Source organism: Cupriavidus gilardii, assembly GCF_017598945.1.
In the GTDB taxonomy this organism is placed as follows: domain Bacteria; phylum Pseudomonadota; class Gammaproteobacteria; order Burkholderiales; family Burkholderiaceae; genus Cupriavidus; species Cupriavidus gilardii_E.
Map to the genome: position 1 here is coordinate 201,744 of NZ_JAGFTW010000036.1, position 19,354 is coordinate 221,097.

Sequence of the window (19,354 nt, forward strand, 5' to 3'; positions counted from 1 at the left end):
CGCGGTTGGCGCACGCGATAGCGGCGAGCTGCGCTGGCACATCCCATGTACTCGAACGCATACAAAGCCGGGCAACCGTTCCGGAGCGATCCGGCGCACCGGCCTGGCAGCCGGCGCTGGAAAGCCGCGATTTTACCACCGCCCTTCCCGCTGCGCCGCGCCATCGTGGCCAGTGTTGCAGGGCTGTCCCGCCGGGCCGGCGTCCGGCCCCGGCAGCGCGCCGGAACGGACTTCCGGGCGGTTATACTCGCCCACGCCGAGCCAGTGGCCTGTTACGAAGTGCATCAAGGCAGACCGGACCCGCGCGCCGCCGCCGGCGCACGAGGCCAGCCGCTCCCGCCGCGGAGCGCCCGATGCACTTCATAACGAGCTCAAGGGGAGAACATGAAGCTGTACGCATCGCAGACCAGCCCTTACGCGCGCAAGGTGCGCGTGGTGATGGCCGAGAAGAAGATCGACTATCAGATGGTGGAAGTCGACGTGTGGTCGCCGGACACGGCGATCGGTCAATTCAATCCCCTCGGCAAGGTGCCCTGCCTGGTGATGGAAGACGGTGGCGCGGTGTTCGATTCGCGCGTGATCGTCGAATACGTCGACACGCTGACGCCGGTCAGCCGCATGATTCCGCAGGGCAGCCGCGAGCGGCTCGAGGTGCGCTGCTGGGAGGCGCTGGCCGACGGCCTGCTGGACGCCGCGCTGCTGGCGCGCCTGGAGCACACCCAGCGCGAACCCGCCGAACGCAGCGAGCGCTGGGTGCGCCGCCAGCTCGGCAAGATCGACAGCGCACTGGTGGCGATGGCCAACGGCCTGGCCGATCGTCCATGGTGCGCCGGCAACCATTACTCCCTGGCCGACGTCGCGGTCGGCTGCGCGCTGTCCTATCTGGACTTCCGCTTCCCCGACATCGCCTGGCGCGAGCGCCATCCCAACCTGGTCGCGTTCCACGACAAGGTCAGCAAGCGCCAGTCGTTCATCGATACGGAACCGCCGCGCGGTTGAGCCGGCGCCCGCCCGAGGCTCACTCGAAACGCCTGTCCTCGGGCGGTGCCGCCCAGCGGATCGCATCGAAATGCTTCCAGACGTCCTGCAGCGCCGCATGCCGTGTCGGCTGGGCGCGCAACTCGCGCAGGGCTAGCAGCGGCAAACCCTGATACTGGCCGGGCAATGCCGCGATGGCCGGGATCAGTTGTTCCAATAGCGGCTTGGCGTCGACCTGCACGCCCTGCGCATTACGGCTCCAGTTGGACAGGTCGAACATGGCCAGCCAGCAAAGCACCGGTGCCCGCAGCGACGATGGCAGCGTACCGGCCTGCTGCAATAGCCACACGCGTTCATCGATGTTGCGGAACTTGACCGCCAGCGCGGTCAGGACCTCGGCGCGCAGCGTTACCTCGACCCGGGACAGCGCCGCGGCGATGATGTCCTGCCAGCCGCGAATCTCCTCCGGGGAAGGCGATTCGCGGGTTTGCCACATCAGCGAGTGCCATGCCTCGACGAGGCTGGAATGGAGCGAACCGGCGCGGCGCTGCGCATTCGTCGTGTGCGCCAGCATGGCGCCGGCGAGCGGCCCCCATACCACCCGCTTGCTGTCGCACCTGTATGCCGTCGCTTTGGCACTGGCCTGCATGGCCATCTGAACGTTCTCCGGCAGGCGTGCGTAGCGTTCCAGGATCACGGCTTCATCCCGGGTAGTTTTCAGGATGGTCTTGACGAAGGCTCTGAACTCGGAGAACTCCACAGGCGGCTCGGCCGGGTAAGGGCCGCTCCCCTCGACATACCTGAGCACTGCTGCCACCTCTTCCCGGTCCGTCGGCAAGAGCCCATCGGCGGCAGCACGAACGCGGTCCGCCGTCCCAGGTGGCGCCCATTTATCGGCCACCCAGGCCATGGCCTTGATCACAACAGCCCTGTGCTCGACGGACAGCGCCTGCGCGGAAACCAGCACGGCATCCCACACCGTCGGCCATGTCGCGCTCCGGAATTCCGGTCCATACGTTGTATTGGAACGGTCGCACTCCAGTGCCTTCACCAGCTTGAGCAACAGCGTCGTTTGCGCCGACAGCGGACGTTGCCTGGAATCGACGAGTTCGCCATTGGCCCGCAGCAGTTGCAAGTGGCGATCGGCATGCGCGGGCAGGCCATCACGCCAAGCCACACGTTCGAGCAATGTCATCAGCAGGTCCACGCGCTGGTCCAGCGGCAGGGCCCGGCCAGCATCGATCCACAGCGCCAGCCCTTCTTCGGACATCGGAAGGGAGCAAAGGCGAAGATAGGCGCACAGGGACGGCCCGCGCTGGCTCACCGGCAGCTCCATGACCGCGACGATCAGGTCATCGGGCGAGACGCCATACTCTTCCCATACGGCGCGCACGGCATCGGCTTCGGACCGGGTTCGGTAGCCCGCCGCAGCGAGCAGTTGCTGAAGGGGCCTGGCGCGAACGGATGCCGGCAGACCCAGCACCGCCTTGGCCGTATCGTGCTGCCCACGGGTCGTCGTATAGGGCAGCCGGAAGACGCTTCGCGCGAGCGTCGTCAGGATTTCGGCCCGGCTCGGCATCGGAATGGCCGGCTGCGCCAGGGCCAGGCATTGCCGTTTGTCGCGATGCTGGTCGGGCAACGCATGCGTCGGGCCAGTGCATTCGCGCAATATCGGCGCGATCGTGGACGGGGTTGCCGCCCGCCGCGCATGGTGCAGAAGTTTGTCGGCATGGAGCGCGACGCGTACCGATCGCAGAATCGACTTCGACACGCGTGCCAGGCTGGCGCGCGCTTGCGGTGCCAGCATGCCGGCCACTTGCTCCCAGACATGGCAGGGAACGAGGTCGATGATGGCCTGGCTGCCGATCGTCGCACGATGTCCCGTTGGCGGCGCGATCAGCAGTGCGCCAGTGTTAGCGGGAAGGGAAGGAGGGAAGGCAGTCGCATCGGCGACAGGCAGGGGCAAGGACGGCGGGATCGGCGCACAGTTGGTGACAGACGGATTCAAGGGCATGGTGCGGAAGCATTGGCTAGGACGATCGACGCCTCGCCGCAGGGAACTCGGGTACGGAGCGCCGCGGCAGGCGCCGGAGGAAATGGAGAATAGTCAACCAACTCCATGCTCCCCGCTTTGCCGGAATTTCGCCCGCTTTCGCTTTTACCGCCCGCGTTTGTGAACGTGCGGCTGGCCTGGCGGCCCTTACTGAATGATGCCCCCGCCCAGGCAGACTTCGCCGTCATACAGCACCGCCGATTGCCCCGGCGTGACGGCCCACTGCGCTTCGTCGAAACGCAGTTGCAGGTTGTCGGCATCGACCGCGCCGACCACGCACGGCGCATCGCTCTGCCGATAGCGAGTCTTGGCGCCGAGCGCCGTGCCCGCGCGCGGCGCTTCGCCGGCGACCCACGACAGGTCGGCGGCGCGCAGCGTCGGCGACAGCAGCCACGGATGATCGTGCCCCTGCACCACGTACAGCGTGTTCGAGGCCATGTCCTTGCGCGCGACGTACCAGGCATCGCCGCTGCCGTCGCGGCTGCCGCCCAGGCCGATGCCCTTGCGCTGGCCCAGCGTGTAGAACGCGAGCCCGATATGCTCGCCGACAACCTTGCCGTCCGCGGTCTTCATCGGACCGGGCCTGGTCGGCAGATAGCGATTCAGAAAATCCCGGAATGGACGCTCGCCAATGAAGCAGATTCCGGTGGAATCCTTCTTCTTCGCGTTCGGCAGGCCGACTTCCGCGGCGATCTCGCGGACCTGGGTCTTCGGAATCTCACCGAGCGGAAACAGCGTGCGCGACAGCTGCGCCTGGTTCAGCCGATGCAGGAAGTAGCTCTGGTCCTTGGTATGGTCCAGCGCCTTCAGCAGCTCGAAGCGGCCGTGCTCGCCCTGCCGCACGCGCGCATAGTGGCCGGTGGCGATGCGCTCGGCGCCGAGCGACATCGCGTGGTCGAGGAAGGCCTTGAACTTGATCTCGGCATTGCACAGCACGTCGGGATTGGGCGTGCGGCCGGCGGAATACTCGCGCAGGAAATCGGCGAACACGCGGTCCTTGTACTCGGCGGCGAAGTTGACCGCCTCGACATCGACGCCGATCAGGTCCGCCACCGACACCACGTCGAGCCAGTCCTGCCGGGTCGAGCAGTACTCGCTGTCGTCGTCGTCCTCCCAGTTCTTCATGAACAGGCCGACCACCTCGTAGCCCTGCTGCTTCAGCAGCCACGCGGTGACCGACGAGTCCACCCCGCCCGACATGCCCACCACGACGCGTTCGCCGCGGCCGATGTTGGCGTTCAGTTCGGGGCGGGCGGAAATGGCGGCGCTCATTGCGGCGCTCCCGGCGACAGCACCGAGGGATGCGTGTACAGCGCGTCGAGCGCGAAGCGCTTGCCGGCCAGGTAGTCGTCGACGCAGGCCAGCACCAGCGGCGAACGATGGCGCTCCGGGCACGCGCGGATCTCGTCGGCGCTGAGCCAGACGGTGCGCACGATGCCGGTATCGAGCGGACGGCCGCTGTCGAGCGGGCCCAGATCGCCGGTGAAGGCGAAACGGACATAGGTGATGTCGCCCTCGGGGTGCTGCGCCGTCGGCGACGTCACCGAACGGGCCAGATAGCAGCCCAGCAGCGCGCGCGGCTCGAAGCTGTGCGCGGTTTCCTCCAGCGTTTCGCGGATCACGGCACGCACCAGGCTTTCGCCCGGATCCAGATGGCCGGCAGGTTGGTTCAGCTTCAGGCCGTCGCGGGTTTCTTCCTCGACCAGCAGGAAGCGGCCGCCGCGTTCGATCACGGCCGCCACGGTGACGCTGGTTTTCCAGTCTTGGGACATGATGCACAAGTTTTAGGCAATCCGGCATTCTACCGGCTGGCGCTCCGCGCTGCAGCGAGGCGCACCGCACCGGGGCTCCGCGGCGAGCGTATCCCGATCGCCCCCATTGCCGTCGGATTCCTGTAAGCTGCGGAAAAATTGTGCGCTGCGCTGGACGGCGGCGCCGACAAGCGAGCCCGGATGCCTGCCCGGCTGTAGCCCGGAGCGGCACCGCAACAGGAGAAGCTGACGATGCAGATCGGTATCCCGCTGGAGACACGGGCCGGCGAAGCGCGTGTCGCCGCCACCCCCGAGACCGTCAAGAAGTACGTCGCCCAAGGCCATCAGGTGCTCGTGCAAAGCGGTGCCGGTGTGCGTGCCAGCTGTCCGGACGCGGCCTACGAGGCAGCCGGCGCCAGCATCGTCGATGCGGCCCGCGCGTTCGGCGCCGAGCTCGTGTTGAAGGTGCGCGCCCCCGATGCGCAGGAACTCGCGCAGATCCGGCCCGGCACCGCGCTGGTCGGCATGCTCGACCCGTTCGACGCCGACAACAATGCGCGCATGGCCGCCGCGGGCATCGTCGCCTTCGCGCTCGAAGCCGCGCCGCGCACGACCCGCGCGCAAAGCATGGACGTGCTGTCCTCGCAGGCCAATATCGCCGGCTACAAGGCCGTGCTGGTCGCCGCCAATCACTACCAACGCTTCATGCCGATGCTGATGACCGCCGCCGGTACGGTCAAGGCCGCGCGCGTGCTGATCCTCGGCGCCGGCGTGGCGGGCCTGCAGGCGATCGCGACCGCGAAGCGGCTCGGCGCGGTGATCGAGGCCTCCGACGTGCGGCCCGCGGTCAAGGAACAGATCGAATCGCTGGGCGCGAAGTTTCTCGACGTGCCGTTCGAGACCGACGAGGAGCGCGAGATCGCGCAAGGCGTCGGCGGCTATGCGCGGCCGATGCCGGCGAGCTGGATGCAGCGCCAGGCGGCGCTCGTGCACGAGCGCGCCAAGCAGGCCGATATCGTCATCACGACCGCGCTGATCCCGGGCCGACGCGCGCCGGTGCTGCTGAAGGAAGAAACCGTGCAGGCGATGAAGCCGGGCTCGGTGGTGGTCGACCTGGCTGCCGTGCAAGGAGGCAACTGCCCGCTGACCGTGGCCGACGAGGTGGTCGAGCGCCATGGCGTGACGCTGGTCGGCTACACCAATCTGGCCAGCATGGTCGCGGCCGACGCCTCGGCGCTGTACGCGCGCAACGTGCTCGACTTCCTCAAGCTGATCGTCGACAAGGACGGCAAGCTGACAATCAACCCGGAAGACGATATCGTCGCGGCCTGTCTGATCAGCAAGGACGGGGCCCTGGCCCGCCAGGCCGCCTGAGCGGCTGCCGGCGCGCCGCAGCGCCAACCCTCCAATCGATTCAACCCGCGCCCATCCCGGGCGCGTTTTCACGGTGCCGCGGCCAACGTTCGAGCCGTCGCGGCGCCAGCATCAACGAAGGAAAGCAACACCATGCAACGCATCATTCTGCGCGCCAAGCTGCATCGCGTCACCGTGACGCAGGCGGACCTGCACTACGAGGGGTCGTGCGGCATCGACGAGGATCTGCTCGACGCGGCGGACATGAAGGAGTACGAGAAGATCGAGCTCTACAACGTCAACAACGGCGAGCGTTTCTCGACCTACATCATCAAGGGCAAGCGCGGCACCGGGGAAATCTCGCTGAACGGCGCCGCCGCGCGCCGCGCCCACCTGGGCGACCACCTGATCATCTGCACCTACGCGCCGATGAGCGACGCGGAACTGGCCGACTACAAGCCGAAGATCGTGCTGGTCGACGACAACAACCGCATCAAGGAAATCAAGAAGGTGTGATCCCATGATGGCCGCGCGCAGGCAGTCTCGCCCGCAGTCCCGGCATGCCAACGGTGGCCTTGGCGCATGGCGCCGCTGGCTCGCCGTTGCCGTGGCGGCGGGTTGTGCGGCCTGCGCCGGCGTATCGGCACCGCGCGACGGCGGTGCCGCGGCCACGGCGGCTCCCTCCCCCGCCAACGCCACGATCGCGGCCGACCCGCTGCCCTCCTGGCGCGATGGCGCGGCCAAACAGGCGATCCTGCGCTTCGTGCGCGACACCACCACCGAGGGCGGCCCCGACTTCGTCGCCCCGGCCGACCGCATCGCCCTCTTCGACAACGACGGCACGCTGTGGCGCGAGGACCCGCGCGCCGAGCTGCTGTTCGTCGCGCATCTGGCGCGCGCGCGCACCGAGGCCGATCCCACGCTCGGCGCGCAAAGCCCCTACCGCGAATTCCTCGCCGACCCACGCGGCTATCTGCAGCGCGGCGACACCGCGGCGCTGCAGCTGTTGCACGCGGTGTACGGCAACACCGCCGTCGAGTCGTTTCAGGACGAGGCCCGGCGCTTTCTTGCCGTCGCCCGCCATCCGCGCAGCCGCGCGCCGCTGCGCGACGGCATCTACCAGCCGATGCTGGAACTGCTTGGCTATTTGCGCGCAAACGGCTACCAGACCTGGCTGTGCGCCGGCTCCACCGCCGACTTCATGCGCGCCTTCGCCGCGGACTACTACGGCATCGCGCCCCAGCAGGTAATCGGCTCTCGGCTGGCGCTGCGCTTTCGCGAGACTGCGCAGGGCAATGGGGTCTGGCGCGAGCCGCGCGTCGACAGCTTCAACGACAAAGAGAACAAACCCGCCAATATCGCGCTGCAGATCGGCAAGCGGCCCGTGTTCGCGGCCGGCAATGTCGGCGGCGGCGGCGATATCGCGATGCTGGCCTACAGCCAGGGGCGGCGCGGGCCGTCGTTCCAGCTGCTGATCGACCATGACGACGCGCAGCGCGAGTCCGCCTACACCGAGCCCGACGGCGCGTCGCTGAAGGCGGCCGCCGCGCACCGCTGGACCGTGGTCAGCATGCGGCGCGACTGGGAGCGCGTGTTCGTGGCGCCGTCGGTACGGTCACCAACGCGGTCGCTGGCCGGCGAGCCAATGGCAAGGCCGGCCACGCCATAGCGGGCCGCAGCGGGAAACCGCGGGCAACCGAATTCAAGCAACGGGAGGAGAAGTCGATGGAGATGGTGAACCACACGGTGATCAACCTGATCATCTTCGTGCTGGCGATCTACGTGGGTTACCACGTGGTCTGGACGGTCACGCCGGCGCTGCATACCCCGCTGATGGCGGTCACCAACGCGATCTCGGCGATCATCATCGTCGGCGCGATGCTGGCCGCCGGGCTGACCGAAGGCGGCGTCGGCCGCGCGATGGGCACGCTGGCCGTCGCGCTGGCCGCGGTCAACGTGTTCGGCGGCTTCCTGGTGACCCAGCGCATGCTCGAGATGTTCAAGAAGAAGGAGCCGAAGAAGGCCGCCGGCCAGGCGTCGCAAACGGGCAGCAAGGAGGGCGCGCAATGAGCATGAACGTCGTCACGCTGCTCTATCTGGTGGCCTCGGTCTGCTTCATCCAGGCCTTGAAGGGGCTGTCGCATCCGGCCACCGCGCGCCGCGGCAATGCCTTCGGCATGATCGGCATGGCGATCGCCGCGCTGACCACGGTCGCGCTGATCGTCAAGCTGAAGAACGAGTTTCTGGCTGCCGGCATCGGCCAGTCGTCGATCGGCACCGGACTCGGCCTGATCCTGGCCGGGCTGGTGGTCGGCGGCGGCATCGGCGCCTACGTCGCGAAAAAGGTCGAGATGACCAAGATGCCGGAACTGGTCGCGGCGATGCACTCGCTGATCGGTCTGGCGGCGGTCTTCATCGCCATCGCGGCGGTGGCCGAACCGGCCGCCTTCGGCATCACGGCGGCCGGCTCGCACGAGATTCCGCTGGGCAACCGCATCGAGCTGTTCATCGGCTGCTTCGTCGGGGCCATCACGTTCTCCGGCTCGGTGATCGCCTTCGGCAAGCTGGCCGGGCGCTACAAGTTCCGGCTGTTCCAGGGCGCGCCGGTGGTGTTCTCGGGCCAGCACTGGCTGAACCTGGCGCTGGCGATCGCGATGGTCGGCTTCGGCATCGCCTTCTTCATGACGCAGGACTGGCTGCCCTTCCTGGTGATGCTGGCGATCGCCTTCGTGCTCGGCGTGCTGATCATCATCCCGATCGGCGGCGCCGACATGCCGGTGGTGGTGTCGATGCTGAACTCGTATTCGGGCTGGGCGGCGGCCGGCATCGGCTTCTCGCTGAACAATCCGATGCTGATCATCGCCGGCTCGCTGGTGGGCTCCTCCGGTGCGATCCTGTCGTACATCATGTGCCGGGCGATGAACCGCTCGTTCTTCAACGTGATCCTCGGCGGCTTCGGCGGCGAAGCGAGCAGCGCGGCTGTGGCCGGTGCGCAGGCGCAGCGCAGCGTCAAGTCGGGATCGCCGGACGACGCGGCCTTCCTGATGGGCAATGCCGAGACCGTGATCATCGTGCCCGGCTACGGCCTGGCGGTGGCGCGCGCCCAGCATGCGCTCAAGGAGCTGACGGAGATGCTGTCGGAGAAGGGTGTCACGGTCAAATACGCGATCCACCCGGTCGCCGGCCGCATGCCGGGCCATATGAACGTGTTGCTGGCCGAGGCCGAGGTGCCGTACGACCAGGTCTTCGAGATGGAAGACATCAACAGCGAGTTCGGCCAGGCCGACGTGGTGCTGGTGCTCGGCGCCAACGACGTGGTCAACCCGGCGGCCAAGACCGACCCGAACTCGCCGATCGCCGGCATGCCGATCCTCGAGGCCTACAAGGCCAAGACCATCATCGTCAACAAGCGCTCGATGGCCGCCGGCTACGCCGGGCTGGACAACGAACTGTTCTACATGGACAAGACGATGATGGTGTTCGGCGACGCCAAGAAGGTGGTCGAGGACATGGTCAAGGCGGTCGCCTGAGCGGAGCGGTCCGCCCCTGCATCCCCGCATTGCCGGCCCCCCTGCGGGGCCGGTTGCGCCCCCGCTCCGGCGCGCTATACTGGCCCTCGGCCGCGGGCCGGCATGCGCCGGCCATCACGGCCCTGGCGCCGGCCCCCGCGTTCCCTTCCGCAGCCGGACCCGCTTCTCGCCTCCCGGGGTCGCACGCGACATGACATTCAATCCGCAGGACAGGCATCTGCCGGTCTTCCAACATCCGATCCTGACCGTGCTGGTCGACGACAGCCGCTCCTTCATGGACAGCCTGGTCTTCCAGATGGACCGGACCCGACCGGTGATCACCTTCACCGACCCGCGCGAGGCCCTGCAGTGGATCCGGGAGGCCTACACCACGCGCTTCACCGGCTTTCTGCCGGTGCGCGTCACGCACGACGACCTGACCTTCCTCACCGAGCGCCGTACCGTGCAGCTCGATATCGACCGCATCCACCGGCAGATCCACGACATTCACCGCTTCGTGCAGCCGGGCGTGATCGTGGTCGACTATTCGATGCCGCAGATGGATGGGCTCGAGTTCTGCCGCGCGCTGCAGGACCTGCCGTGCAAGACCATCCTGCTGACCGGCACCGCCGATGAAGGCGTCGCGGTGCAGGGCTTCAACCACGGCCTGATCGACCGCTACGTGAAGAAGCACGACACCAACATGGTCGAGCGGCTGGACCAGGAGATCGACGCCCTGCAGCAGCAGTACTTCACCACGCTGTCGCACACGCTGCGCGACCTGCTGACGCGGCACTCGTTCTCGTTCCTGTCCGATGCCGCCATGGCCGAGCGCGTGCGCCAACTGGCGGCGCGCTACGGCTTCGTCGAGTACTACCTGTACCCCAATCCGGCCGGCATCCTGCTGCTGACCGCGCAGGGGCAGGCCACGTTGATGGTCATCGAAACGCGGACCAGCCTGGCCAGCCAGGTCGAGTCGGCCGAGGCCTACGACGCGCCAGCGGCGCTGACCGAAGGCCTGCGCGAGGGCCGCATCGTGCCGTTCTTCTGGCCCGGCAACGGCATGTACACGCCCGCCTGCGTCGACTGGGAGCAATACTGCCTGCCGGCCGAACGCGTCGAGGGCCGCGAGGAATTCCTGTACGCGCTGTTCGACCTGCCGCGCCATCTGCTCGACGAACCGGTGGTCAGCCTCAAGACCTTCCTGACGGAATTCGAGCGCAACGAAGGCAGCCTGACGGGGCGCTGAGCCTTGGTTGCCCCCCTCTCCCGCCTGCGGGAGAGGGGTCGGGGGAGAGGGCAGGCGGCGGTGGTTATGCGCGCGCCGTTTCCCCTCTCCCCAACCCTCTCCCCGACGGGGAGAGGGAGAACACCATCAGGCGGTCACGACTGCGCGCTTCCAGCCCTTCACCAGCTTGCGAAAGCGACAGAACACCATCACGCAGTTACGACTGCCCCCGATTCCCGCCCTTCACCATCTCGAAGCGGAACAAGCGGCATTCGATCGCACCGTTATACAGCGGCACGCGCCGCGATTCCTTGAGCCGCAGCCGGCGCGGCAGCGACAGGTCGCCCGTGAAGATCCAGGCCTCCCAGCCGGCGAAATGCTGCTTCAGCGTGGTGGCGAAGGCGGTGGCGAACTGGTTGGCGGCCTCCTCCTCGGCGCTGTCCACCGGCGCCTCGTCGAAGGCCGGCCGGCGCTGCCCGCGCACCGCGATACGCTCGCCGTAGGGCGGGTTCAGCAGCAACAGGCCCGGTTCCGCGAACGGCGGTTGCACGTGCCGCGCGTCGACCTGCTTGGTGCGCAGCTCGCCCGGCAGGCCGGCACGCTGCCAGTTGGCGCTGGCCATCGCCAGCATGTCGGTCGAGATATCGCTGCCGGCAATGGCGAGGTCCGCCGGCGCGGTCGCGGCGGCGCGCTCGCCGGCGGCCTGGGCCTCGCCCTTGAGCACCTTCCACGGCTTGCGGTCCATTCCCTTGAGCCACTCGAAGGCGAAGCTGCGCCCCGCGCCCGGCGCCAGTCCCAGCGCGACCTGCGCAGCTTCGACCAGGAACGTGCCGCTGCCGCACATCGGGTCATAGAACGGCCGCGCGGTCTTCCCGGGTGTCCAGCCGGCCAGCCGCAGGATGCCGGCTGCGAGGTTCTCCTTCAGCGGCGCCTCGCCCTTTTCCATGCGCCAGCCGCGCTTGAACAGCGGCTCGCCAGTGGTATCGAGGTACAGCGTGCAGTCGTGCTCGGTCAGGTGCGCGTAGATCCGGACGTCGGGACTGGCCGTATCGACGCTGGGCCGCGCGCCCAGGCGCTCGCGCATCGCGTCGCAGACGCCGTCCTTGACCCGCAGCGCGGTGAAGTTCAGGCTGCGCAGCGGCGAGCGGTGCGCGGTCATCTCGATCTTGATGGTCTCGTCGGGGCCGAACCATTGGTCCCAGCGCTGCGCGCGTGCCAGCTCGTAGATATCGTCCTCATGGCGGTAACCGCGGGCGGCGATCCGCAGCAGCACCCGGCTGGCGATGCGCGAATGCAGATTGACCGCATAGGCCGCGGCCATGTCGCCCGAGAAACTGACGCCGCCGGGCACCTCGCGATGCACGTCGAACGGGGCCACGGCATCCACATCGGGCCGCACGGCAATCTCGCGCAGCTCGTCGGCAAGCGCGCTCTCGAGGCCGCGCGGGCAAGGGGCGAAGAAGGTTTGGGTCATCACAGCGGTCCGGCAAAGGGATCAAATAAACAGCAGGCGAAACGGTGGCACAGCCGCTTCAAACAAAAACGTCCGCCGTGGCGGACGGAGCGGCCGGCATCAGCCGCGATCGATTGCAATCGATTGCAGTCGATTGCAATCAGCCGGCAGCCAGCGCGCGATCGAGGAAATCGAGCCTGTCCTGGCCCCAGTACGGCTGGCCGTCGTAGACATACCACGGCGCACCGAATACGCCGGCCGAGATCGCGTCCTGCGTGTGGCGCGCATATTCCTCCTGCACGCCCTGCCCTTCGCTCGCCTTCAGCAGCGCCGCACCATCCAGGTCCAGACGGTCGGCCAGCTCCGCCAGCGTGGCCGCATCGGCGATATTACGCTCCTCGGCCCACAGCGCCTGGCCGATCGCACCGAGCAGCGCCATCGCGCGCGCGGTCCCGTGGGCCAGCCGCGCGGCGATGATCAGCCGGCTGGCCGGATCGCCCGAGACCGGAAAGTACCTGGGCTCCGGATTGAGCGGCACGCCCAGATAATCGCGCCAGCGCGCCAGTTCGACCAGCCGGTAGGCCTGGCGCTGCGGCGGGCGCTGGGCCAGCGGCAGACCGCCCGAGGTCGCGAACACCTTGCCCAGATCGCAAGGCTTCAGATTGACCTGCGCACCGTGACGGGCCGCAATCTCGGTAAAGCGGGCGTGGCCGAGATAAACGTACGGCGACTGCGGCGAAAAGTAGTAGTCGATCTGCTTGCTCATCGGTTCCTCGGGAGTAGGTTCAGGCGGGGGAAGACTGGGGACGGTGCCATGCCGGTCGGTACGGATGCCTCACGGGCGCCTCAGAACGGCTTGACGACCACCAGCACCACGATCGCCAGCAGCACCAGCACCGGCAGTTCGTTGAACCAGCGGTAGAAGCGATGCGAGCGCGTATTGCGGCCGGCCTCGAACTTGCGCAGCAGCACCGCGCAGCCATGGTGGTAGCCCAGCAGCACCAGCACCAGCGCCAGCTTGGCATGCATCCAGCCCTGCCCCGGCCCGCGCCCGATGCCATAGCCCAGATAGAGCCACAGCCCGAACGCCAGCGCCGGGATCGCCAGCATTGTCATGAAGCGCAGCAGCTTGCGCGCCATCGCCAGCAGCCGCGCCACCGCGGCGGAATCGGTCTCCATCGCCAGATTGACGAAGATGCGCGGCAGATAGAACAGTCCGGCGAACCAGGAGACGACGAAGACGATATGCAGCGATTTGACCCAGAGCATCGGCAATCCGTATGACGCGGTGATTTACGTGCGAATCTCGCCGTGGCCGAACACCACGTACTTCAGCGAGGTCAGCCCTTCCAGGCCGACCGGGCCGCGTGCGTGCAGCTTGTCGTTCGAGATGCCGATCTCCGCGCCCAGGCCGTATTCGAAGCCGTCCGCAAAACGCGTCGACGCGTTGATCATCACGCTGGCCGAATCGACCTCGCGCAGGAAGCGCATGCCGGCCGAATAGTTCTCGGTGACGATCGAATCGGTATGGGCCGAGCCGTAGGTATTGATATGGGCGATCGCCTCGTCCAGGCCCGACACCGTGCGGATCGCCAGCACCGGCGCCAGGTATTCGAGGCGCCAGTCTTCCTCGGTGGCATCGACCAGGTCCTCGATGCCGGCGGCTTCGAGCGTGGCGCGCGTGGCCGGGCAGACCCGCAGTTCGACGCCCTTCTGCTGATAGATCCGGCACAGCGGCGGCAGCACGCGGGCAGCGATCGATTCGGCGACCAGCAGCGTTTCCATCGTGTTGCACGGCGCGTAGCGCTGGGTCTTGGCGTTGTCGCAGATGCGCACGGCCTTGTCGAGGTCGGCATCGCCGTCGACGTAGACATGGCAGATGCCGTCCAGATGCTTGATCATCGGCACGCGCGCCTCTTCCATCAGCCGGGCAATCAGGCTCTTGCCGCCGCGCGGCACGATCACGTCGACATATTCGGTCATCGTGATCAGCCGCCCGACCGCGGCACGATCGGTGGTTTCGATGACCTGCACCGCCTCGGCCGGCAGACCCGCTTCGGCCAGGCCCTCCGCGACCAGCTTCGCCAGCGCGGTGTTCGATTCGATTGCTTCCGAGCCGCCGCGCAGGATGGTGGCGTTGCCGGACTTCAGGCACAGCGCCGCGGCGTCGATCGTCACATTGGGGCGCGACTCGTAGATGATGCCGATCACGCCCAGCGGCACGCGCATCTGGCCGACCTGAATGCCGGTCGGCCGGTATTTCATGTTGCCGATCTCGCCGATCGGATCGGGCAGCGCGGCGATCTGCTCCAGGCCCGCGGCCATGGTGGCGATCGCCTTGTCCGACAGCGTCAGGCGATCGACGAAGGCGGCATCCTGGCCGTTGGCGCGGGCACGCTCGACATCGCGCGCATTGACGGCCTTCAGCTGCTGGGCGTCGCGGCGGATGGCGGCGGCAATGGTCAGCAGTGCGCGGTTCTTGTCGGCGGTGGAAGCGCGCGCCATCGCGCGCGACGCGGCGCGGGCCTGGCGGCCGACGCGGTCCATGTACTGGTAGAGATCGAGCTCGTTCATATCGGGGGCCGGTCGGTGCGGCCAGGCAATCTTGTATTTGGCGGGGCGCGCAGCAGGAGGCGCGACGTCGCGTGTTCCGGCGGGGATCGGTGGGCGATCGGCGCGCGATCAGCGCGCAATCATCAGGGCCAGCTGCAGCAGGCCGTCCCACGGCTCGGCCGGCATGCCGTCGACGCGCAGGCCCTTGGTCTGCCGGTCCAGCTTCGCCGCCATCGCCAGCGCGGCTTCGAGCCGTTCGATCGACAGCCGCTGCGCGGCCTGCGGCACCAGCTTCTCGCGCGGTCCCCAGATGCGCAGCTCGCGCGTCAGCACGCCCATCGGCTTGCCGGCGGCCAGCCCTTGCCGGACCTTGGATAATACGCGAATTTCCTCGGTCAGCGCCCACAGCACCAGCACCGTGGCTTCGCCCTCGCCGCGCAGTCCTTCGAGCATCCGGACCAGCCGCGGCACATCGCCGCCGAGCATCGCCTCGGACAGCTTGAAGACGTCGTAGCGGGCCACGTTCAGCACTGCGTCGTGGACCTGGTCGAACGTCAGCACGCCGGCCGGGTACAGCAGGCCGAGCTTCTGGATTTCCTGATGGGCGGCCAGCAGATTGCCCTCGACCTTGTCGGCGATGAACTGCAGCGCGCGGCGGCCCGGCTCGCCCGCTTCCACGCGCTGGTTCTGCAGCGCCAGCCGTTCGCCGACCCAGGCCGGCAGCCGGCTGCGGTCGACGCTGTCGACCTTGATCGAGACCCCGGCGCCGTCCAGCGCCTGGAACCATGCCGACTTCGACGCGGCGAAGTCCAGCCGAGGCAGCGTGATCAGCATCACCACATCGGGCGACGGCTGCGCGGCGACCGCGCGCAGCACCTCGCCGCCTTCCTTGCCTGGCTTGCCGGACGGAATGCGCAGCTCGACGATCTTGCGGTCGCCGAACAGCGACATCGACTGCTGCGCCTCCAGCAGCTGGCTCCATTGGAAGCCACGCTCGGACACCAGCACATCGCGCTCGCTATAGCCGGCCTCGCGCGCCGCCTGGCGCAAACGATCGACCGCCTCGAGCACCAGCAGATGCTCGTCGCCGTGCACCACGTACAGCGGCGCCAGCCCGCGCGATTGGGCCTGGCGCAGATGACCGTCGAGGGCGTCGAGCTTGAGCTGCATCCGTAGCCGGTGGGGGAGCCTGTCGGGGTCGGGGTCGGGGCCTGTGCCGGTCGCCGATGCCGGGGTCAGGCCGGCTTCGCGGCGGCCAGCCGGCGCATCAGCTGCTGGACGATGTCGCGCTGCATGTCGCGATACAGCTGCTCTTCCTCGTACCCCTTGGCCAGCGCGTTGGCCTCGTTGTAGGTCAGGTCGCGGAACAGCACCATCTGCGACGGCGCGATCATCTCGCGGCCGGCCGCATCGCGCAGCCGGAACGTGAAGCGCTGCGTCAGACGGTATTCGCGCACCACGCCGGCGGTCGTGATCGACAGCACGGTCTTGGTGCGGCTGTCCTCGAGCACGTCGAGCATCGCGTCGGCCTGCTTCGGATCGGTGACGACGATGGTGTCGGAGCCGCCCTGAATGGCACGCGTCAGTTCGGCGCCCATCAGCGAATTCTTGGGGATGCCGACATACAGCCGCTTGAAGGCGAAATCCGAGCTGCCGCGCAGATGGAAGCCGCAGCCGGCCAGCGCACCGGCGGCCAGCAGCGCGGCCAGCACGGCGCGGCGATTCGGGTTCGGTCTAGTCATGGCGCGATTCCTTTGATTGGGCGGTGGCGCGGCGGCGGATGCCATTGCAGGGGGCGGCCCGCCTCAGACCACCACGTTGACCAGGCGGCCGGGCACCACCACGATCTTCTTCGGGGCGGCGCCGTTGGCGAACTTGGCGACGGTCTCGCTGGCGGCGGCCATTGCCTCGATCGCGGCACGATCGGCATCGGCCGGCACCGTCAGGCTGCCCCGCACCTTGCCGTTGACCTGCAGCACCAGTTCGATCTCGCTCTGCACCAGCGCGGCTTCGTCGACCTGCGGCCACGGCGCGTCGAGCAGATCGCCGTGGGCCGCGACGTAGTCCAGCTGCTGCCACAGCACGTGGGTGATGTGCGGCACCACCGGGTACAGCACGCGCAGCAGGATGCCGAAGCCTTCGCGACGCGCCGCCGGCGACGCCGACTTGGCGTCTTCCAGCGCGTTGAGCATCTTCATCGCAGCCGAGACCACGGTGTTGTACTGGATGCGCTGGTAATCGTAATTGGCCTGGCGCAGGATGCCATGCACCTCGCGGCGCAGCGCGCGATCGGCGTCGCCGGCAGCGTCGCCGGAGCCGGCTGCGCGAATCGCCTCGGCGTTGGCGTGGCCAAACGTCCAGACCCGGCGCAGGAAGCGCGAGGCGCCCTCGACGCCGGAGCTGCTCCACTCGAGCTGCTGCTCGGGCGGCGCGGCAAACATCGTGAACAGACGCGCGGTATCGGCACCGTACTGGTCGATCAGCGCCTGCGGGTCGATGCCGTTGTTCTTCGACTTCGACATCTTCTCGACGCCGCCGATTTCCACCGGCTTGCCGTCGGCCTTCAGCGTGGCGCCGACCGGGCGGCCGCGCTCGTCGGTCTTGACGTCGACGTCGGCCGGGTTGAACCAGTGCTTCTTGCCGCTGGCGTCCTCGCGATAGTACGTTTCGTTCAGCACCATGCCCTGCGTCAGCAGGTTGGTGAACGGCTCGCCGAACTTGACCAGGCCCAGGTCGCGCATCACCTTGGTCCAGAAGCGCGCGTACAGCAGGTGCAGGATCGCGTGTTCGATGCCGCCGATGTACTGGTCCATCGGCATCCAGTAATCGTTGCGCGCGTCGACCATGGTGGTCGCGTCCGGGCAGGTATAGCGCATGTAGTACCAGCACGAGTCGATGAAGGTATCCATCGTGTCGGTCTCGCGCCGGGCCGGCTTGCCGCAGGACGGACAGGTGCACTCCAGGAAGCGCGGATCCTTGGCCAGCGGGTTGCCGCTGCCGTCCGGCACCAGATCCTCGGGCAGCACCACCGGCAGGTCCTGCTCGGGCACCGGCACCACGCCGCAGCTGTCGCAGTGGATCAGCGGGATCGGCGTGCCCCAGTAGCGCTGGCGCGAAATGCCCCAGTCGCGCAGGCGCCAGGTCACCTTCTTCTCGCCCAGGCCCTTGGCGGCCAGGTCGGCGGCGATCGCGTCGACGGCGGCACGATAGTCCAGGCCGTCGTACTTGCCGCTATGGATACAGCGGCCGCGCTCCTTGTCGGCGTACCAGTCCTGCCAGGCTTCGGTCGAGAACGCCTCGCCCGCGACGTCGATGACCTGCCTGATCGGCAGGCCGTACTTGCGTGCGAACGCGAAGTCGCGCTCGTCGTGCGCCGGCACGCCCATCACCGCACCGTCGCCGTAGCTCATCAGCACGTAGTTGCCGACCCAGACCTCGACCTGCTCGCCGGTCAGCGGATGCACGACCTTCAGGCCGGTCGGCATGCCCTTCTTTTCCATGGTCGCCATATCGGCTTCCATCACCGAGCCGCGCTTGCATTCGTCGATGAAGGCGGCCAGTTCGGGATTGGTGGCGGCGGCGTGCGTGGCCAGCGGATGCTCGGCCGCGACCGCGCAGAAGGTCACGCCCATGATGGTGTCGGCGCGCGTGGTGAACACGTACAGCTTGCCGCCGCCGATCAGCTCGCCGTCGTCGCCGACGATCGCGTGCGGGAAGGCAAAGCGCACCCCCTCGCTCTTGCCGATCCAGTTCTGCTGCATCACCTTGACGCGCTCGGGCCAGCCCAGGGCATCGAGCTCGCTCAGCAGCTCCTCGGCGTACTGCGTGATGCCCAGGTAGTACATCGGGATCTCGCGCTTCTCGACCACGGCGCCGGAGCGCCAGCCGCGGCCGTCGATCACCTGCTCGTTGGCCAGCACGGTCTGGTCGACCGGGTCCCAGTTGACGGTGCCGGTCTTGCGATAGGCGATGCCCTTCTCCAGCATCTTCAGGAACAGCCACTGGTTCCAGCGGTAGTAGTTGGGATCGCAGGTGGCGACCTCGCGCGACCAGTCGATCGCCAGGCCCATCGACGCCATCTGCTTCTTCATGTAAGCGATGTTGTCGTAGGTCCAGGCGGCCGGCGCCACGCGGTTGTTGATGGCGGCGTTCTCGGCCGGCATGCCGAAGGCGTCCCAGCCCATCGGCATCAGTACGTTATGGCCGTTCATGCGCAGGTAGCGCGCCATCACGTCGTTGATCGTGTAGTTGCGCACGTGCCCCATATGCAGCTTGCCCGACGGGTACGGCAGCATCGAGCAGGCGTAGAACTTGGGCTTCTCCTTGCCGTCGGGGCCTACCGCGTGCTCGTCGACGCGATAGGCGTCGATGGCTTGCCAGTGCTGGCGGGCGGATTGTTCGACTTCGGCGGGGAGGTATTTGTCTTGCATGGTTGGGACAGCGGTGCGCGCATGGCGCCCCGGCGTGTGGAATCTG

The 19,354-nt window shown here is 67.8% G+C and carries 17 protein-coding genes; 7 read left to right on the forward strand and 10 right to left on the reverse strand.

Going from position 1 to position 19,354, the window contains the following annotated elements:
- The first annotated feature begins 384 nt into the window (after positions 1-384).
- A complete protein-coding gene (locus J5T34_RS12800; RefSeq protein WP_208580074.1) occupies positions 385-999 on the forward strand; it encodes a glutathione S-transferase family protein in 615 nt (204 codons plus the stop codon).
- Positions 1,000-1,018: 19 nt separating this feature from the next.
- Here J5T34_RS12800 and J5T34_RS12805 read toward each other — a convergent pair whose 3' ends face one another.
- The 3 genes from J5T34_RS12805 to J5T34_RS12815 all read right to left on the reverse strand — a co-directional run bounded on the left by J5T34_RS12805 (position 1,019) and on the right by J5T34_RS12815 (position 4,803).
- Positions 1,019-2,992, reverse strand: a complete 1,974-nt coding sequence (locus J5T34_RS12805) for a hypothetical protein (RefSeq protein WP_208580075.1) — start codon at positions 2,990-2,992, stop codon at positions 1,019-1,021.
- 186 nt (positions 2,993-3,178) lie between these two features.
- Positions 3,179-4,303, reverse strand: coding sequence for a tRNA 2-thiouridine(34) synthase MnmA (mnmA, locus tag J5T34_RS12810; protein ID WP_208580076.1), 1,125 nt, complete (start codon positions 4,301-4,303; stop codon positions 3,179-3,181).
- Positions 4,300-4,803, reverse strand: coding sequence for an NUDIX hydrolase (locus J5T34_RS12815; RefSeq protein ID WP_208580077.1), 504 nt, complete (start codon positions 4,801-4,803; stop codon positions 4,300-4,302). Before J5T34_RS12815 ends, mnmA begins: the two co-directional genes overlap by 4 nt.
- Positions 4,804-5,034: 231 nt before the next feature.
- On the opposite strand from J5T34_RS12815, the gene J5T34_RS12820 reads away from it, so the two are divergent.
- The 6 genes from J5T34_RS12820 to J5T34_RS12845 all read left to right on the forward strand — a co-directional run bounded on the left by J5T34_RS12820 (position 5,035) and on the right by J5T34_RS12845 (position 10,893).
- Complete coding sequence (locus J5T34_RS12820) at positions 5,035-6,156, forward strand: Re/Si-specific NAD(P)(+) transhydrogenase subunit alpha (RefSeq protein ID WP_208580078.1); 1,122 nt, start codon at positions 5,035-5,037, stop codon at positions 6,154-6,156.
- Between the two features lie 132 nt (positions 6,157-6,288).
- On the forward strand, positions 6,289-6,651 hold the full coding sequence (gene panD / locus J5T34_RS12825) for an aspartate 1-decarboxylase (RefSeq protein ID WP_006577190.1): 363 nt from the start codon (positions 6,289-6,291) through the stop codon (positions 6,649-6,651).
- 4 nt (positions 6,652-6,655) lie between these two features.
- Positions 6,656-7,804, forward strand: coding sequence for an HAD family hydrolase (locus J5T34_RS12830; RefSeq protein WP_208580079.1), 1,149 nt, complete (start codon positions 6,656-6,658; stop codon positions 7,802-7,804).
- A gap of 56 nt (positions 7,805-7,860) precedes the next feature.
- On the forward strand, positions 7,861-8,205 hold the full coding sequence (locus J5T34_RS12835; RefSeq protein WP_208580080.1) for an NAD(P) transhydrogenase subunit alpha: 345 nt from the start codon (positions 7,861-7,863) through the stop codon (positions 8,203-8,205).
- Entirely contained in the window at positions 8,202-9,665 is a 1,464-nt protein-coding gene (locus J5T34_RS12840) for an NAD(P)(+) transhydrogenase (Re/Si-specific) subunit beta (protein WP_208580081.1), read from the forward strand. The genes J5T34_RS12835 and J5T34_RS12840 overlap by 4 nt, the downstream gene beginning before the upstream one ends.
- 190 nt (positions 9,666-9,855) lie before the next feature.
- Positions 9,856-10,893 (forward strand): response regulator, encoded by a 1,038-nt coding sequence (locus tag J5T34_RS12845; protein ID WP_208580082.1) that lies wholly within the window; start codon positions 9,856-9,858, stop codon positions 10,891-10,893.
- A 196-nt stretch (positions 10,894-11,089) separates the two neighbouring features.
- Here the strand turns inward: J5T34_RS12845 and J5T34_RS12850 are convergent, their stop codons facing one another.
- From J5T34_RS12850 to leuS, 7 genes are all read right to left on the reverse strand, one after another.
- Positions 11,090-12,346, reverse strand: coding sequence for a THUMP domain-containing class I SAM-dependent RNA methyltransferase (locus J5T34_RS12850; RefSeq protein WP_208580083.1), 1,257 nt, complete (start codon positions 12,344-12,346; stop codon positions 11,090-11,092).
- A gap of 139 nt (positions 12,347-12,485) precedes the next feature.
- The gene (locus J5T34_RS12855) at positions 12,486-13,091 is read right to left on the reverse strand and encodes a 2-hydroxychromene-2-carboxylate isomerase (protein ID WP_208580084.1); all 606 of its coding nucleotides are present in this window, start codon (positions 13,089-13,091) and stop codon (positions 12,486-12,488) included.
- An 80-nt stretch (positions 13,092-13,171) separates the two neighbouring features.
- The gene (locus J5T34_RS12860; RefSeq protein ID WP_208580085.1) at positions 13,172-13,594 is read right to left on the reverse strand and encodes a CopD family protein; all 423 of its coding nucleotides are present in this window, start codon (positions 13,592-13,594) and stop codon (positions 13,172-13,174) included.
- Positions 13,595-13,618: 24 nt separating this feature from the next.
- A complete protein-coding gene (locus J5T34_RS12865) occupies positions 13,619-14,899 on the reverse strand; it encodes a glutamate-5-semialdehyde dehydrogenase (protein ID WP_208580086.1) in 1,281 nt (426 codons plus the stop codon).
- Between the two features lie 108 nt (positions 14,900-15,007).
- Positions 15,008-16,048: a DNA polymerase III subunit delta gene (holA, locus tag J5T34_RS12870; protein ID WP_208580087.1), complete on the reverse strand. Its 1,041-nt coding sequence runs from the start codon at positions 16,046-16,048 to the stop codon at positions 15,008-15,010.
- A 65-nt stretch (positions 16,049-16,113) separates the two neighbouring features.
- Positions 16,114-16,620 carry an LPS assembly lipoprotein LptE gene (gene lptE / locus J5T34_RS12875; protein WP_208580088.1) on the reverse strand — a complete coding sequence of 169 codons (507 nt, stop codon included), beginning with the start codon at positions 16,618-16,620 and terminating at the stop codon, positions 16,114-16,116.
- Positions 16,621-16,683: 63 nt separating this feature from the next.
- Positions 16,684-19,308 (reverse strand): leucine--tRNA ligase, encoded by a 2,625-nt coding sequence (gene leuS / locus J5T34_RS12880; RefSeq protein WP_208580089.1) that lies wholly within the window; start codon positions 19,306-19,308, stop codon positions 16,684-16,686.
- Positions 19,309-19,354 lie beyond the last annotated feature (46 nt).

What these genes read in the sequence shown, in the direction of transcription:
- J5T34_RS12800 (WP_208580074.1), top strand. Translation starts at nt 385, where the DNA reads ATGAAGCTGTACGCATCGCAGACCAGCCCTTACGCGCGCAAGGTGCGC.
- J5T34_RS12860 (WP_208580085.1), bottom strand. Translation starts at nt 13,594, where the DNA reads ATGCTCTGGGTCAAATCGCTGCATATCGTCTTCGTCGTCTCCTGGTTC.
- J5T34_RS12865 (WP_208580086.1), bottom strand. Translation starts at nt 14,899, where the DNA reads ATGAACGAGCTCGATCTCTACCAGTACATGGACCGCGTCGGCCGCCAG.
- holA (WP_208580087.1), bottom strand. Translation starts at nt 16,048, where the DNA reads ATGCAGCTCAAGCTCGACGCCCTCGACGGTCATCTGCGCCAGGCCCAA.
- lptE (WP_208580088.1), bottom strand. Translation starts at nt 16,620, where the DNA reads ATGACTAGACCGAACCCGAATCGCCGCGCCGTGCTGGCCGCGCTGCTG.
- mnmA (WP_208580076.1), bottom strand. Translation starts at nt 4,303, where the DNA reads ATGAGCGCCGCCATTTCCGCCCGCCCCGAACTGAACGCCAACATCGGC.
- J5T34_RS12820 (WP_208580078.1), top strand. Translation starts at nt 5,035, where the DNA reads ATGCAGATCGGTATCCCGCTGGAGACACGGGCCGGCGAAGCGCGTGTC.
- J5T34_RS12855 (WP_208580084.1), bottom strand. Translation starts at nt 13,091, where the DNA reads ATGAGCAAGCAGATCGACTACTACTTTTCGCCGCAGTCGCCGTACGTT.
- J5T34_RS12845 (WP_208580082.1), top strand. Translation starts at nt 9,856, where the DNA reads ATGACATTCAATCCGCAGGACAGGCATCTGCCGGTCTTCCAACATCCG.
- J5T34_RS12850 (WP_208580083.1), bottom strand. Translation starts at nt 12,346, where the DNA reads ATGACCCAAACCTTCTTCGCCCCTTGCCCGCGCGGCCTCGAGAGCGCG.
- J5T34_RS12840 (WP_208580081.1), top strand. Translation starts at nt 8,202, where the DNA reads ATGAGCATGAACGTCGTCACGCTGCTCTATCTGGTGGCCTCGGTCTGC.
- J5T34_RS12830 (WP_208580079.1), top strand. Translation starts at nt 6,656, where the DNA reads ATGATGGCCGCGCGCAGGCAGTCTCGCCCGCAGTCCCGGCATGCCAAC.
- J5T34_RS12805 (WP_208580075.1), bottom strand. Translation starts at nt 2,992, where the DNA reads ATGCCCTTGAATCCGTCTGTCACCAACTGTGCGCCGATCCCGCCGTCC.
- panD (WP_006577190.1), top strand. Translation starts at nt 6,289, where the DNA reads ATGCAACGCATCATTCTGCGCGCCAAGCTGCATCGCGTCACCGTGACG.
- J5T34_RS12815 (WP_208580077.1), bottom strand. Translation starts at nt 4,803, where the DNA reads ATGTCCCAAGACTGGAAAACCAGCGTCACCGTGGCGGCCGTGATCGAA.
- J5T34_RS12835 (WP_208580080.1), top strand. Translation starts at nt 7,861, where the DNA reads ATGGAGATGGTGAACCACACGGTGATCAACCTGATCATCTTCGTGCTG.
- leuS (WP_208580089.1), bottom strand. Translation starts at nt 19,308, where the DNA reads ATGCAAGACAAATACCTCCCCGCCGAAGTCGAACAATCCGCCCGCCAG.